The following is a 13,785-nucleotide window of genomic DNA, read 5'->3' as shown; positions in this document are numbered from 1 at the left end:
TACCGTATTCGCGGGTAAACCCGCTCCTACACCAGGTCGTTGTAGGAGCGGGTTCACCCGCGAAAGGGCCGTCTCAGGCACTGCAGGCTCAGGGGGCAATCTGGTGCAGTTGCCCCAACCGGCTGCGGGTACGCATCAGGTCGGCCAGCGGGCCGCCCAGGCTATCTTCCAGCGGACGTTTACCTATGACAATCACCCGCCGATCCTGGTCATACAGCACATCCACCAGGTTGACGAAGCGCTGCTGAGCCGCCAGCGAACACGCCGAGAGGTCATCCAGCCCATCGATCACCCACTCGTCATACTCCCTGGCCAGCACCAGGTAGTCGATGACCGCAGTGGCCTTCTCGCACAGATCGTCAAAGCCAAGCACCACCCGCCGGCCATCGATGGCCAGCGCCCGCAGCGGGCGCTTGTTCACGTCCAGTATCACCGGTTGTTCGTTCGGCACGTTCAGCGCCTGGCGCTGCGCCGCATCACCCGGCCAGACATAATGGCCCTGGGTAAAACGCTGATGCTCGCGGTTGGCCGGCAAGCTGCGAAAATCCGTTTCGCCACCGACTTCGAGCACGTGCATCGAGCTGTTGATCAGGCGAATGACCGGCAGAAAACGCTCGTGATACAGCGGGTTGGGCAACAGCCCTTCGGGCGCGTAGTTAGAGGTCACCAGCAGGTACACGCCACGGGCGAACAAGGCGTTGAACAGCCGGGTGAGCAGCATGGCATCGCCTATGTCATGCACGTGGAATTCATCGAAGCACAGCACCCGGCAACCACCCACCAGCTCGTCCAGCGTTGCGCCCAGCGCGTCGTCCAGCGCCCGGTGGCGGTGCATGCCCTGGTGCAGGCGTGCAAAAAAATCATGAAAATGCAGGCGCAGCTTTGCGGCTATCGGCACGGCCTGGAAAAAGCCATCGAGCAGCCAGCTTTTACCCCGGCCGACCGAGCCGTACAGGTACAGACTGCGCGGTTGACCTTGTTCAAGCTGCGTCAGTTGTTCGGCCATGCAGTGGATTACCCGCCGCTGACCGTCACTCAGCTGATAACCGCGGCTGTGCGCCTTGTCCTCGAACCAGCCGAGCAGCTCGCTCTGTTGATTGGCGGTGCCGCGCAAGCGTTGGCCAAGCTGGCGCAGCGGGGTAGGGATCCAGGCAGACAAAAGCAACGCTCCTTGGGCGATGGCGGGGCAGCCTGCAGCTTGCCCGAGAGCGGCCATTTTGACTAATAGAGAAAGTGCCGGGCAATCATCACTTCTTGCGATAGGTCTGGCCGCCTCTTGTGCCTGTACGGGGCTATGCCTTTCGCTCCAGCTGGCGCTCGATCATGTACTTCACCGCCAGGCGACGCTCCTTGAGGTGGCGCAGGTCTTCGTCGACGAAGTTACCGGCCGATATCGATTCGGCAGCCAGCACCTGGTTGTCGATGTCCACGTACTCGTCCAGCAGGCGATCCAGCGCCTTGTCCTGCTGGCGGCGCTGCTGGACGATTTCGCGCGGGTAGTGCAGGTCCTGGTAGAGGTCGTGAGAGACAGGCATGGGGTCCTCCTTGGTCAATGCAATGGGCTTATCTGATTGGAAGTGCGGAATGCGATTGTGTTGAAGCGAGGCGGGCGGAAACCGACGGACGGTCGCTGCACCAGCACCGAAATGACTAACTCGCTGTTTTTTGGCAATTTTTTTTATCAGGGGGGTTCACAGACCGAAAGTTTGTTGTTAAAGTGCCGCGCATTCCAAGACAACAACCCAGTTGTCACTCAGTTGGAATTGTCAGAGCAGCAAATGCTGCATCCGATACAGGGGCGTCGCCAAGCGGTAAGGCAGCAGGTTTTGATCCTGCCATGCGTTGGTTCGAATCCAGCCGCCCCTGCCATTTTTCAAGATTCAAACGTATTTAACCCGGTGCCAGGAAAGATGAGCACTGGGTTTTCGCGTTTTCGCGTTTTCTCGCGCCTCCGCGCCTCCTGAGCGCGGGTCGTGCCGTACCGGGTTACCCGGAAATCCCCAGCATTTCGTTCAGCGCCCTGGCCAGTTCATCAGCCTGCACCGGCTTCTGGATCACCAGGCTGCCCGGCAGTTCCAGCCCCTGCAACTCCGCATAACCGGTCAGAAACACCACCGGCACGTGGGGGTATCGTTCGCGGGCAGCCAGCGCCAGTTGTGCACCATTGAACTCGGGCATGGCGAAATCAGTCAGCAGCAGGTCAATGTCGTCATCCAGCAATGCCAATGCCTGCTCGCCGCTGTGCGCCTGGCGCACCTGGTAGCCGTATTGGCGTAACACATCGCCTAGCATGTCGCGCACCAGGTGGTCGTCGTCCACCAGCAGCACCGTGCGGTTATGGCCGCTTTCGTTGATCGACTGACTGAGCACTGCTGCAACGGGTTCGTTCACCATCTCCTCTTTTACCGCCGGCAGGTATACCGCCACCTCGGTACCGCGACCGAGTGTGGTGTCGATGCGCACGCCGCCACCGGACTGCTTGGCAAAGCCGAACACCTGGGCCAGGCCCAGGCCCGAACCTTTGCCAATGTCCTTGGTGGTAAAGAAAGGCTCGAATACCTTGGCCAGCACGTCTTCGCTCATGCCGCAACCGGTATCGCGGATGCTCAGCATCACGTACTCGCCCGGGTCCGGGTCTTCGGGGCGTTGCGGGCGCTGGTCGATATGGGTGTTACGCGTTGTCAGGGTCAGCTGACCGCCGTCGGGCATGGCATCGCGGGCATTGATCGCCAGGTTGAGGATGATCATCTCGGTCTGGGTGGGGTCGGTCAGTGCCTGCCACAGGGCCAGGTCAAGGTCCAGACGCACCGAGACGTTGCCACCCAGCGTGCGGCGCAGCAGCTCTTCCAGGCCGGCCAGGGTACGGTTGAGGTTCAGCGGCACCGGCTCCAGACGCTGGCGGCGGGAGAAGGCCAGCAATTGCGAGGTCAGCTTGGCACCACGCTCGCCCGCTTCGCGGATATGGGTGAGGCGAGTGCGGGCCTTGTCCAGGTCGGCCTTGGCCAGATCGCGCTCCAGAAAGCTGGCACCGGTGAGTATCACCGTCAGCAGGTTATTGAAGTCATGCGCCACGCCAGCCGTCAGTTGCCCAACCGCTTCCAGCCGCTGCATCTGCTGCAGAGCGGCCTCGATGCGCTCGCGCTCGTTGATCTGTTCGCGCAGCCGGGCGTTGGCGTCTGCCAGGCCCAGGGCGGCTTCGCGCTCACTGGTGATGTCGCGTGCCACCACGTACAGCAGGGTGTCCTCCGGCACCACCACCCACGACAGCCAGCGCTGTTGGCCGCCGGCATGCAGGATGCGGCCGACAAAGCGTGCGCTGGTGCGGCCGTGGGCGAGGGCGGCCAGTTCGGTGAGTAACTGTTCCTGGTCGTGCTCAGGCAGCAGGTGCAGCAAGGAGGACTGGCTCAGGCGTTCGCGCGAGAAGCCCAGGCTGGCTTCCCAGGCGGGGTTCAGTGCGACCGGGGTCAGGTCTTTGTTCAGCACGGCCAGCAAATCTTGTGACAGCTCCCAGGCACGATCGCGTTCGCGGGTACGGCGTTCGACCCGCTCGCCAAGCATCTCGTTCAGCTGACGCAGCGCCTGGGTGGCCTGGCGTTGCGCGTGGATGTCCTGCAGTACGCCGGAGAAGCGAACGCACTGATCATCGACGAACTGGCTTTGGCCGCTGCTCAGCAACCAGCGAGGCTCCAGGCCATTGGGTTGCGCGATCCGAAACTCCACGCGGTAATGACCGTCACTTTCCGGGCGCATGGCATGTTCCACCGCCTCGCGCACCAGTGGCAGGTCGTCGGGGTAGATGCCGGCGTAGAACACTTCAAGGCTCATTTCGGTGCTGGTGGGCAGGCCGAACAAGGTCTTGCAGCGGTCATCCCACAGCAGCAGGCCCTCTTGCGGGCGCAGGTCCCAGGTGCCCATGCCGGCGGCGTCGATGGCAATGCGAGCACGTGCTTCGACGTCCGCCAAGGCCTCTTCGGCGCGGCGACGGCGCTGGCGTTCCTGTACTTCGCTCAGGGCTCGGCGCACGGCTTTGGGCAGCAGTGGCAGGTTCTTCTTCAGCACATAGTCGGTCGCGCCCAGGCGGATCATTTCCACCGCGTGCTCTTCGCCATAAATGCCGGACAGGAATATGAACGGGATGTCGGGTGCCAGGCGTTGGGCGATGGCCAGCACTTCGGTGCCGGATGAGCCTGGTAGCACGCAGTCACACAAGATCAGGTCGTAGCGGGCCTGGCGCAGGGCATGTTCGACACCTGCATGGTCGAACACCAGCTGTGACTGAACATGCAGCCCGCCTGCGCTCCAGGCGCATCAGGGTCAGCTCGGCGTCCATCGAGCTGTCTTCGACCATCAGTATTTTCAACGGCGTTTGCTGCATCGTCGCGGCGGCCTCAGTTGCTACCGCGACGGTTCAGTCGCAGTGAGCCGGGTGGCGGTTCGTTTAGCACTGCCCAGAATACCCCGAGGTCGGAGATGGCGGTGACGAATTCCTTGAACTCCACGGGTTTGACCACATAAGCGTTTACCCCCAGCTCGTAGGCGCGCAGCAGGTCGGGCTCTTCGCGCGAAGAGGTCAGCATCACGGTGGGGATGCTGCGCAGTTCGGCAGTGGCGCGCACTTCCTTGAGCACTTCCAGGCCGTCGACCTTGGGCAGTTTCAGGTCGAGTAACAGCACGGCAGGGTTGCCGTCATCGCGCTCGGCATAGGCGTTGCGGCGCAGCAAGTAGTCGAGCGCATCGGCGCCGTCACGCAGCACGATGACCTCGTTGGCCAACTGGCTGCGCTCCAGGGCCAGCAGGGTCAGCTCCAGGTCTCGGGGGTTGTCTTCGACCAGCAGAATGGGCTTGAGCATGATGGTAGCGGTGCCTCAGGTAGCAGTGTTTCGGGGTAGGGTGAAGTGGAAGCTGGCGCCCTGGTCGACCTGGCCAGTGGCCCAGACTCGACCGTCATGGCGCTCGATGATGCGGCGTACGCTCGCCAGGCCAATGCCGGTGCCTTCGAAATCTTCCATGCGGTGCAGGCGCTGGAAGACGCCGAACAGCTTGTTGGCGTAGGCCATGTCGAAGCCCACGCCATTGTCGCGGATGCAGACCTCGGTTTCGTCAGGGTGCTGTACGGCTCTGATTTCGATGCGAGCAGGCGTACGGCCGCGAGTGTACTTGATGGCATTGGCTATCAGGTTGTGCAAGGCCATGTTGATGAATGCCGGGTCGCCGATCACCTTGGGCAGTGGGGCGATGTCCCAAACGATTGCGCGGCCTTCGTAATCGGGGGCCAGCTCGCTGCGAATGGCCTCGACCAGGGCGTTGAGGTCGACGTCGGACAGGCGCAAGGCCGAGCGGCCCATCTGCGAGAAGTTGAGCAGGTTGTCGACCAGGCTGCCGGCAAAGTGCGCCGCTTCACCGATATGCTGGAGGAAGCGCTTGCCGCGTTCGCTCAGGCCCTGGCCTTCGATTTCGCCAAGCAGTTCGGTATAGCCGGCGATGTGCCGCAGCGGGGCGCGCAGGTCGTGGGAAACACTGTAGGAAAACGCTTCGAGCTCCTTGTTGGAACGGCGCAATTCGCCAGCCAGTTGTGCCAGCTCTTCAGCCTTGCGCAGGACAATGCCCAGCACAGCGCTGCGCAGCTCCATCACGCCCTCGATCACCAGTGGGTCCCACGCCTGACAATAGCCGCGCAGTTCTTCCTGCCAACGTTCAAAACTGTGCCGTGGGTCGAGGTTGCCCTGTGGCCCGACCTGCTTGGTCGGCTGCCCGGCCCAGTTGACCGTGCGTATCTGCTCGGGGCGGAACCACAGCAGGTAGTGCGAGTGGATCTGCGAGATGGCCACCGCCAGCACCCCGCCAGCATGGTTTGCCAGCTCGGGTAGCTCAGTAATGTCGCGGCGCAGGTTGTCGCTATGGAACACGCTGTCTTCGTCACGTTGGCCTAGCCAGTGCACCAGCGCCGTCACCTGGGCCTCAGGCGGGGTCTGGCCGATCAGGTCACAGCGCTCGGCCGAGATCACTGCCGCGCCCTGGGCGTCGGCGAAGGCCAGCAGCACGTGGGGCAGGTCGCGCAAGCCGTCACTGACGCTGTCGTGGTCGGCCATGGACGAGATCATGCGTACGATGTGTTGGCGCAGCGCCAGCAGCTTGCGCGTGCTGGCATGGGACTCGCGGGACTCTATCTGCAACGACAACACGCTGGCCAACAGCTCGCAGGCCGTGCGGGTGCGCAGGTCCACCGGGCGTGGCTGCTGATGGTGGCAGGAAATCAGCCCCCACAGCTCGCCGTCGACCACGATCGACAGCGACATCGAGGCCAGCGTGCCCATGTTGCGCATGTACTGCAGGTGCACGGGTGACACGCTGCGCAGTACAGCGAAACTCATGTCCAGCGCCTTGCCAGTGCGCGGGTTGGTTGCGGGCAGCAGTGGCGAGGGCTGATAGTTGGCATCCTCGATCACGCGGATACGGTTGACCCGGTACAGCGCGCGCGCCTGGCGCGGGATGTCTGCAGCCGGGAAACACAGGCCTGCGTAGCTGGGGTAGCCCGGGTCGGCTACCTCGGCCAGCACCTGGCCATTGCCTTCGGCATCGAAACGGTAGGCCTTGACCCGCCCAAAGCCGGTGATGCGCTTGAGCTGCAGCACCGCTTGTTGCAGAAGGTCTTCGATACTGCCGGCCAGTTGCAGACTGGCGACAAAGCTGCGCACCAACGGGTAGTAGTCGCCTTGCCCGACCAGGTCTGCTGGCAGGCGGGGCGGTTCGAACTCGGCAATCAGTACCTGATCGTGGCAATGGACCAGCATGTGCAGCAGGGCACTGATGGGTGCGCCCTGGCGCAAGCGCACGTCGCCAATGTGGAAGGGGAAGACTTCATCTTCGGGAAGCCGTGTGAGGTGCGCGTGCAGGTCAAAGCCCTCGTGAACCAGGTCGGCGAAGTGGCAACCGATCAGTTCGCGGGCTGGCAAGCCCAACCAGTGCTCGACATTTTCACTGGCCTGCAGCACACGCAGGTCGGTGGCATCCAGCACCAGCAGAAAGCCGTGAGGCTGGATGCTGCCCGGAACCTGGATCGGTTCTTGGGCACAGCGCTCCATGGCGTCTGCCAGTGAGTTGTCTGCAGTCATGATTGAAAAAGCTCCTGTCATGTCCGTCCGTGTACGGCACAGGTGTCTGGCGCAGGACGAATACGATTCACCCTAACAGAATCCCGGCGAATATACCGGCTCCTGGCCATTGGAGGCACGGGGTGGCCACGGGTTCTGTGCGGTACAGGTTTTTTTTGATGCCACGGTATCGCTTTGTCGCTAATACAAAAAAAATGGCTTTATGCCACATCGGCTGCGCCGCCTCACTGCTACGCTCAGTTCAAGACGTTTCGATAAGGATAACAAGGTGACGGAGCGCATGCTGGCCGCGCTGTTCGGCCTGTTGTTCAGCGGCAGTACCGTGGCGGCGGATTTTCTCGTGGAGGTGCGGGTACTGGTGCAGCGTGGCTGCATGCTGGTCAACCAGACCCGCGATGCGGGAGCCCAGGCCTTGGGACGGATCGACCTGGGTGCTACGGCGCGCCTGGATGGCCCTGGCGCGCCCTTGAGTGGTGTGCTGCTGAGCCAGCGTCCGCCGCGCCTGGAGTGCAACCCGGATACGCCCTATCAGGTGCGCGTCGACGGTGGCCTGCATGGTGGCATCGGCGAACTGCGTTACCTGGCCAGCGACGATCGCCTGGCGCGGCCCATTCCTTACCGCTTGTACCGTGACGCTGCCTGGCGTGAGCCGCTGGCAGTGGGGGTAGCTCAATCGGCGCGTGTACCGGGCAGCGGTTCGGTGGAATTGCCGCTGTATGCACGTATCGACAAACTGGCCTGGGTGCCGGATGCAGGGGTTTATGCCGACCTGCTGAAAGTCACCGTCACCTGGTAGGGACGCCACCATGCACAAGGACGCCATGCCATGAGCCGCACTTCGATCCTGTTGCTCACCCTCGGCCCGCTACTGGTCCCAGGCGGTGCGGTGCATGGCAGCACCACCGGTTTCATCCAGGCGCGGCTGGTGATCAGCGCGTCTTGCCAGATCAGCAGCAACGAGACGCAACCGGCTGTGCTGGGTGACCCAGGCGTACTGGATTTTGGCGAGCGCGGTCCGAACTGGGACCAGCCGTTGCGCAGCCAGGTGGACGAAGTGGGCGGTCAGGGTAGCCTGCAGATCAGTTGCACGCCTGAAGTTCGGGCTTTCAACGTGCGAATCAATGGTGGCCTCAATGGCGACGATGGCATTCGCCGCCTGAGCAACGGCCGTGAACTGATTCCATACCAGCTGGCGGTTGACCCGGGCGGCAACGGCCGCTACGGCGTCGGCCAGGCACGGGCCTTCACCATTAGCAGCAGCCAGCAAGTACCGATTCCCATCTACGGTGTGGTAGTGGCGCAACCGCGTGCGCTGCCGGCCGGGCTTTACCGCGACACCCTCAGAGTGACCCTGGACTGGTAACCACGCAAGGAGACTCCGATGCGAACGAACCTTTCATTTTGCGTCCTCGCAGGCCTGGGCCTGGCGTTGGCTTCCCAGGCCCAGGCGGCCACGGTAACGGGAAGTATCAGCTCGACCCTGACGCTGACTGCGGCGTGCCAGGTCAATGGCACGTCGGGCACGTCCGGGCTTAACTTCGGTGCCCTGGACTTCGGTACCCAGGATGCCTTGTTCGTCACCGCCGATGCCCAGGTGCTGGGAGGCGGGGGAGGCGCCATGAGCATCCTGTGCTCTGCAGGTACGGTGCCTGTGATCAAAGTGAGTGCAGGCCTGCATGATGGCCAGTCGAGCGGTGGCACCCGTGCGCTCGCCGATGGTTCTGGCAACTTTGTGCCGTATGACCTCTATACCGACGCTGGGCGTACGGCGTTGCTGGCGGTCGACGACACCATCACCCTGCCGACCAGTACCGGCGCCGCTCAGACGGTCAACCTTTACGGCAAGGCCGTCGGCAAGGCGGGCCTGCCCGCAGGGGTCTACAGCGACACGATCTCGGTCGAGCTGTCGTTCTGACCCATGCGCGGCTGGCTGGCAGGAGGCCTGACAGGCGTCAGCATGTTGTTGGCCGCTCCGTTGGGGGCAGTGACCACCAGTACCTTCACGGTGACGGCGCAGGTTGTCGCCGGGTGCCTGGTGGTGGGGGGCGTCACCAGCTACGGCACGCTCGATTATGGCTCGCAGTCGGCGCTGTCCACGGGGCTGCTCAGCACATCGCTGGGTGGTTCTACCGTGACGTTCCAGTGCACGCCGGGCGTGGCCATGAGCATGAGCCTGGACGGCGGGCAAAACAGTGCCAGTGGCACACGCAACCTGAAGCGCACCAGTGGCACGCAAGTGCTGGCCTACCAGTTGTACCGGGACGCCGCCTATAGCCAGGCCTTGGGGATCGGCCAGAGCGTGGCGGTGAGCTATTCCGACCCGACGGCGATCAAGCTACCGGTGTACGGGCGGGTTCAGCTGACCGGCACGCAGCCGGCAGGGACCTACACCGATGTGGTGCAAGTGACGGTGACCTGGTAACGGCCAGCGCCACCCATGACAAGTGTCTAAGGAGAGCTGCATGCGGGCAGGCGCGAAGTGGACGCGTGGATTGACTGGATTATTGTCGCTGGCAAGCCTGCCGGCCTGGGCGGCCACTTCGGTGCTGATCTGGCCGATCGACCCGGTGCTGGAGGCCGACCAGAAGGCAGGTGCGTTGTGGCTGGAAAACCGTGGCACTGCGCCGGCAAACCTGCAGGTGCGGGTATTCGCCTGGCGCCAGGGTGATTACCAGGAGCAGTTCCAGGCGCAGCGCGAGATTATCGGCAGCCCGCCGGTCGCCAACATTGCACCCGGGCAGAAGCAGCTGATCCGCCTGACCCGTACCGGCCCTTCACCCGCCGGCCAGGAGCAGGCCTACCGCATCATCATCGACGAGATTCCGCCCGCCATCCCGGTCGACAAGGCCGAGCCCGGCGCGACGGCGGCCATTCGATTGCAGATGCGCTATTCGGTGCCGCTGTTCGTCTATGGCGAAGGGCTGTGGGGCAAGGCCGACCCTGAAGGCAAACGCAATGCCGAGGGCGTGGGCAAGCCGCAGCTCAGTTGGCGCCCGGTGACGGTGCAGGGCAAGCCCTACATTGAACTGCGTAACACGGGCCCGGTACATGCGCGGCTGACCGATGTGGTCGTGCAGCAAGGTAGCCAGAGCAAGCCACTGGCTGAAGGCCTGCTGGGTTATGTGCTGCCGGGGGCAAGCATGCGCTGGCCGGCTCCCGTGGCATCCGGCAACGGCAGCGTGCTCAAGGGCAGGGTCAATGGTCAACACTCGGCGGACGCCATCCGCCAAGGCCAATGAGCCAACGGCCGAATGAAGTGCAGGGGCCAGGGAGGACCCGGCAATGGTTGGAAACCGTGTGTGAAACGGCTCCCGGCGACGACGTGCTGCTGGTGCCTGGGGCTGGCCATGGTCAGCCCCGCGCTGGCGCTGGCCGACGACTTGCCCCCGCCGCCCACGGAGATGTCCGCCATCGCCGAGGCCACCCTTTACCTCGACCTGGTGGTGAACCAGATGCCCAGGGTTGACCTGATACCGGTGCAGCAGCGGGCCGGGCGGTTGTACCTGGACAGCGACGTATTGCGTGCAGCCGGCGTCTCGCTGCCGGGCAACCCCCAGGGGGAGGTGGCCCTGGACAGCATCGCGGGGCTGCACACCGACTACGACAGTCAGAACCAGCGCCTGCTGCTGCAGGTGCCGCCAGCCTGGTTGCCAGAACAGCAAGTGGGTGATCGCAACCTTTACCCGGCCAGCGATGCGCGCAGCAGTTTTGGCGCCTTGTTCAACTACGACCTGTATCTCAACGACACCGATGAAGGCGGTACCTACCTGGCCGCCTGGAACGAGCTGCGCCTGTTCGACAGCTGGGGTACCTTTTCCAGTACCGGGCAGTGGCGTCAGTCTTTCAATGGCGCACAGGCGGACGATACCCGCCGTGGCTTCATGCGTTACGACACCACCTGGCGCTTCACCGACGAGCAGCGCCTGCTGACCTACGAAGCCGGTGACTTCGTGACGGGCGCCTTGCCCTGGAGCAGTTCGGTGCGAGTGGGCGGGGTGCAGCTGTCACGCGACTTCGCGGCGCGTCCGGATCTTGTCACTTACCCGTTGCCTGCGTTCGCCGGCGAAGCGGCGGTGCCGACGTCGCTCGACCTGTTCATCAACGGTTTCAAGTCCAGCACCACTGAACTGCAGCCAGGCCCGTACACCCTCACCAACGTGCCGTTCATCAACGGTGCCGGGGAGGCGGTGGTGGTCACCACTGATGCCCTTGGCCGGCAGGTGTCGACCACCTTGCCGTTCTACGTCACCAGCAGCCTGCTGCAGAAGGGCCTGTCGGACTACTCGGTGGCCGCCGGCAGCCTGCGCCGTGATTACGGCGTACGCGATTTCAGCTATGGGCCGGGTATTGCCTCGGGCAGCCTGCGCTATGGGCTCAGTGACATGTTCACCCTTGAAACCCACGCCGAAACGGCGGAGTCGCTGATGCTGGGTGGGCTGGGTGGCAACATGCGCGTGGGCAACTTCGGCGTGCTCAACGCTGCCTTGGCGCAAAGCCGGTTCGAGGGCGACAAGGGCCACCAGGTCGCCCTTGGCTACCAATACAACAGCCAGCGCATCGGCTTCGGTTACCAGCGCCTGCAACGCCATGGCGATTATGCCGACCTGAGCCGGGTGGGCTCCCCGGACATGCAACTGAGCAAAAGCAGCGAACAGGTCACCCTCAGTGTCAACCTGAACGCGTACGGCAGCATTGGCGCTGGCTACTTCGACGTGCGCGCCGGTGACGGTACGCGTACCCGGTTGATCAACCTGAGCTACAGCAAGCCGCTGTGGGGCAGCAGCAGTGTGTACCTGTCGGCCAACCGTGAAGTGGGGGACAGCCAGTGGGCGGTGCAGGCGCAGCTGGTGATCCCGTTCGACCTGCACGGCACCTTGGCGCTGAGCATGGAACGCAGCAATGAAGGCGAGACCCTGCAACGGGTCAACTACAGCCGTGCGGTGCCAGCCGGTGTCGGCGTCGGTTACAACCTGGGCTATGCCGCAGGCAGCGACCGTGATGCCTATCGCCAGGCCGACGTCACCTGGCGCCTGCAATCGGTGCAATTGCAGGCCGGTGTGTATGGCAGCAGCGGCGAGATGACCCGCTGGGCCGACGCCAGTGGTTCTCTGGTGTGGATGGATGCCGGCGTGTTCGCCGCCAACCGTATCGATGATGCCTTCGTGGTGGTCAGCACCGCAGGTTACGCCGATGTACCGGTGCGTTATGAAAACCAGGAAATCGGCCGTACCGATGCCAAGGGGCACTTGCTGGTGCCTTACAGCAGCGGTTACTACCGGGGCAAGTACGAGATCGACCCCATGAACCTGCCACCGGATGTCCTCGCACCGGACGTTGAGCAGCGTGTGGCGGTACGACGGGGCAGTGGCTACTTGCTGGAGTTCCCCCTCAAGCGCGTCATGGCGGCCAGTGTCGAATTGGTGGATGGCAACCAGCAGGTGCTCAAACTGGGTAGCCGTGTCACCCACGCAGAGAGTGGCACCCAGGCGGTGGTGGGGTGGGACGGGTTGGTGTACCTGGAGAACCTGTCGTCGCATAACCGCCTTCAGGTGGCGCTTGAAGGGGGTGGGCATTGCGAAGTGGCGTTCGACCTGCCTGACGCGCAAGGCTCGGTCCCTTTGATTGGTCCGTTGGTGTGCCGATGAATGCCTGGCGGCGGGGCCTGGTGGCGAGCGTGCTGCTGTTGCCGAGCGGCACGGCCTTGGCGCTTTGCTCGTCGGTGGCCACCTTGCCGGCAGCGTTTGGCAGCCTTAATTCAACGCAGGTTCGCAACACGGTACAGACGGCTTCCAGCCTCAACTCCGGGTTGCAGTGCACCGGTTCGCTGCTGACCTTGCTCAGCAGCGGTGATCATTTCTACGCCACGATCACGCCCGCCTCGGGTGGGCTGGTCGGCCCGACAGGCGATGTCATTCCCTACACGCTGTATGCCGACAACACCACCCGCTACCCGATTACCCGGGGTGTGGCCTACGACTTCGCCCGCAACGGCATCCTCGACTTGCTGGGGCTGCTCGGCGGTACCACGCCCAAGGCGGTGCCGATCTACATGCGCACCCAAATTGGCAGCAATGTCGCGGCCGGGTTGTATCAAGAGGCCCTGACCGTGGCCTGGAGCTGGGATTATTGCTCGGGGATTGGCGCGTTGGGGATATGCCTTGGGCGTGACATCGGCTCGGGTAGCCAGCTCTTGAACGTGAGCCTGACGGTGACCAACGATTGCCAGATCACCACGCCTGACATCAGCTTCGCCAGTGCGCCGGTGGTGGCGGGGTTCGGCACGGTGAGCCAGGGCATAAACGTGTCATGCACCAAGGGCAGCAGCTACACGGTAGGGCTGGGTGACGGGCAGAACGTGTCCGGTGGGCGGCGGCGGATGAAGTCTTCGGCCAACAACTACCTGGCCTATGACATTTTCAAAAGTGCCGGTACCGTGCGCTGGGGGGCGTCCGGGGCTGCCAGGCGTTCCAGTACGGATGCCGACATCAACCCCGGCGTGGGTACCGGCACGGGTAGCCAGGTGTTCAACTACAACGCCAAGGTCTATACCGATCAGGCGACACCGCCGGCTGCGACCTATACCGACAGTGTGATACTGGATGTGCAGTTCTGAACAGCGGTCTATACCCCCGAAGGAGCCGCCGCGTGTCGCGACGTGCTACTCCTGCAGGGG

The 13,785-nt window shown here is 63.5% G+C and carries 11 protein-coding genes, 1 tRNA gene and 1 pseudogene; 8 read left to right on the top strand and 5 right to left on the bottom strand.

Annotated features, from left to right (window positions below):
• Positions 1–88 precede the first annotated feature (88 nt).
• Complete coding sequence (gene zapE, locus ACZ889_RS22190) at positions 89–1,159, bottom strand: cell division protein ZapE (protein ID WP_476257818.1); 1,071 nt, start codon at positions 1,157–1,159, stop codon at positions 89–91.
• Positions 1,160–1,292: 133 nt separating this feature from the next.
• Positions 1,293–1,535 carry a hypothetical protein gene (locus ACZ889_RS22185; RefSeq protein WP_020193386.1) on the bottom strand — a complete coding sequence of 81 codons (243 nt, stop codon included), beginning with the start codon at positions 1,533–1,535 and terminating at the stop codon, positions 1,293–1,295.
• A gap of 259 nt (positions 1,536–1,794) precedes the next feature.
• On the opposite strand from ACZ889_RS22185, the gene ACZ889_RS22180 reads away from it, so the two are divergent.
• A tRNA-Gln gene (locus tag ACZ889_RS22180) sits at positions 1,795–1,869 on the top strand.
• Positions 1,870–1,986: 117 nt separating this feature from the next.
• Here the strand turns inward: ACZ889_RS22180 and ACZ889_RS22175 are convergent.
• The 3 genes and pseudogenes from ACZ889_RS22175 to ACZ889_RS22165 form a co-directional block, all read right to left on the bottom strand.
• Positions 1,987–4,375: pseudogene (locus tag ACZ889_RS22175) on the bottom strand (hybrid sensor histidine kinase/response regulator).
• A 13-nt stretch (positions 4,376–4,388) separates the two neighbouring features.
• Positions 4,389–4,850: a response regulator gene (locus tag ACZ889_RS22170; RefSeq protein ID WP_003250360.1), complete on the bottom strand. Its 462-nt coding sequence runs from the start codon at positions 4,848–4,850 to the stop codon at positions 4,389–4,391.
• Positions 4,851–4,865: 15 nt separating this feature from the next.
• Positions 4,866–7,112, bottom strand: coding sequence for an ATP-binding protein (locus tag ACZ889_RS22165; RefSeq protein ID WP_476257817.1), 2,247 nt, complete (start codon positions 7,110–7,112; stop codon positions 4,866–4,868).
• Between the two features lie 268 nt (positions 7,113–7,380).
• Here ACZ889_RS22165 and ACZ889_RS22160 point away from each other — a divergent pair, with 268 nt between their 5' ends.
• From ACZ889_RS22160 to ACZ889_RS22130, 7 genes are all read left to right on the top strand, one after another.
• Positions 7,381–7,908 (top strand): Csu type fimbrial protein, encoded by a 528-nt coding sequence (locus tag ACZ889_RS22160; RefSeq protein WP_104962126.1) that lies wholly within the window; start codon positions 7,381–7,383, stop codon positions 7,906–7,908.
• 30 nt (positions 7,909–7,938) lie between these two features.
• Positions 7,939–8,475, top strand: coding sequence for a Csu type fimbrial protein (locus ACZ889_RS22155; RefSeq protein WP_180689602.1), 537 nt, complete (start codon positions 7,939–7,941; stop codon positions 8,473–8,475).
• An 18-nt stretch (positions 8,476–8,493) separates the two neighbouring features.
• Positions 8,494–9,027 (top strand): Csu type fimbrial protein, encoded by a 534-nt coding sequence (locus ACZ889_RS22150; RefSeq protein WP_102885218.1) that lies wholly within the window; start codon positions 8,494–8,496, stop codon positions 9,025–9,027.
• Positions 9,028–9,030: 3 nt separating this feature from the next.
• On the top strand, positions 9,031–9,534 hold the full coding sequence (locus ACZ889_RS22145) for a Csu type fimbrial protein (protein ID WP_020192458.1): 504 nt from the start codon (positions 9,031–9,033) through the stop codon (positions 9,532–9,534).
• Between the two features lie 40 nt (positions 9,535–9,574).
• A complete protein-coding gene (locus ACZ889_RS22140) occupies positions 9,575–10,351 on the top strand; it encodes a fimbrial biogenesis chaperone (RefSeq protein WP_179053341.1) in 777 nt (258 codons plus the stop codon).
• A 108-nt stretch (positions 10,352–10,459) separates the two neighbouring features.
• Positions 10,460–12,757 carry a fimbria/pilus outer membrane usher protein gene (locus tag ACZ889_RS22135; RefSeq protein ID WP_476239338.1) on the top strand — a complete coding sequence of 766 codons (2,298 nt, stop codon included), beginning with the start codon at positions 10,460–10,462 and terminating at the stop codon, positions 12,755–12,757.
• Positions 12,754–13,725: a Csu type fimbrial protein gene (locus ACZ889_RS22130; RefSeq protein ID WP_104962122.1), complete on the top strand. Its 972-nt coding sequence runs from the start codon at positions 12,754–12,756 to the stop codon at positions 13,723–13,725. Before ACZ889_RS22135 ends, ACZ889_RS22130 begins: the two co-directional genes overlap by 4 nt.
• The last annotated feature ends 60 nt before the right edge of the window (positions 13,726–13,785 follow it).

The organism is Pseudomonas sp. TE3895 (assembly GCF_056278855.1).
This window is presented reverse-complemented; position numbering and strand designations above follow the sequence as displayed.

What these genes read in the sequence shown, in the direction of transcription:
- ACZ889_RS22135 (WP_476239338.1), top strand. Translation starts at nt 10,460, where the DNA reads ATGGTCAGCCCCGCGCTGGCGCTGGCCGACGACTTGCCCCCGCCGCCC.
- ACZ889_RS22130 (WP_104962122.1), top strand. Translation starts at nt 12,754, where the DNA reads ATGAATGCCTGGCGGCGGGGCCTGGTGGCGAGCGTGCTGCTGTTGCCG.
- ACZ889_RS22170 (WP_003250360.1), bottom strand. Translation starts at nt 4,850, where the DNA reads ATGCTCAAGCCCATTCTGCTGGTCGAAGACAACCCCCGAGACCTGGAG.
- ACZ889_RS22150 (WP_102885218.1), top strand. Translation starts at nt 8,494, where the DNA reads ATGCGAACGAACCTTTCATTTTGCGTCCTCGCAGGCCTGGGCCTGGCG.
- ACZ889_RS22165 (WP_476257817.1), bottom strand. Translation starts at nt 7,112, where the DNA reads ATGACTGCAGACAACTCACTGGCAGACGCCATGGAGCGCTGTGCCCAA.
- ACZ889_RS22145 (WP_020192458.1), top strand. Translation starts at nt 9,031, where the DNA reads ATGCGCGGCTGGCTGGCAGGAGGCCTGACAGGCGTCAGCATGTTGTTG.
- ACZ889_RS22185 (WP_020193386.1), bottom strand. Translation starts at nt 1,535, where the DNA reads ATGCCTGTCTCTCACGACCTCTACCAGGACCTGCACTACCCGCGCGAA.
- ACZ889_RS22155 (WP_180689602.1), top strand. Translation starts at nt 7,939, where the DNA reads ATGAGCCGCACTTCGATCCTGTTGCTCACCCTCGGCCCGCTACTGGTC.
- ACZ889_RS22140 (WP_179053341.1), top strand. Translation starts at nt 9,575, where the DNA reads ATGCGGGCAGGCGCGAAGTGGACGCGTGGATTGACTGGATTATTGTCG.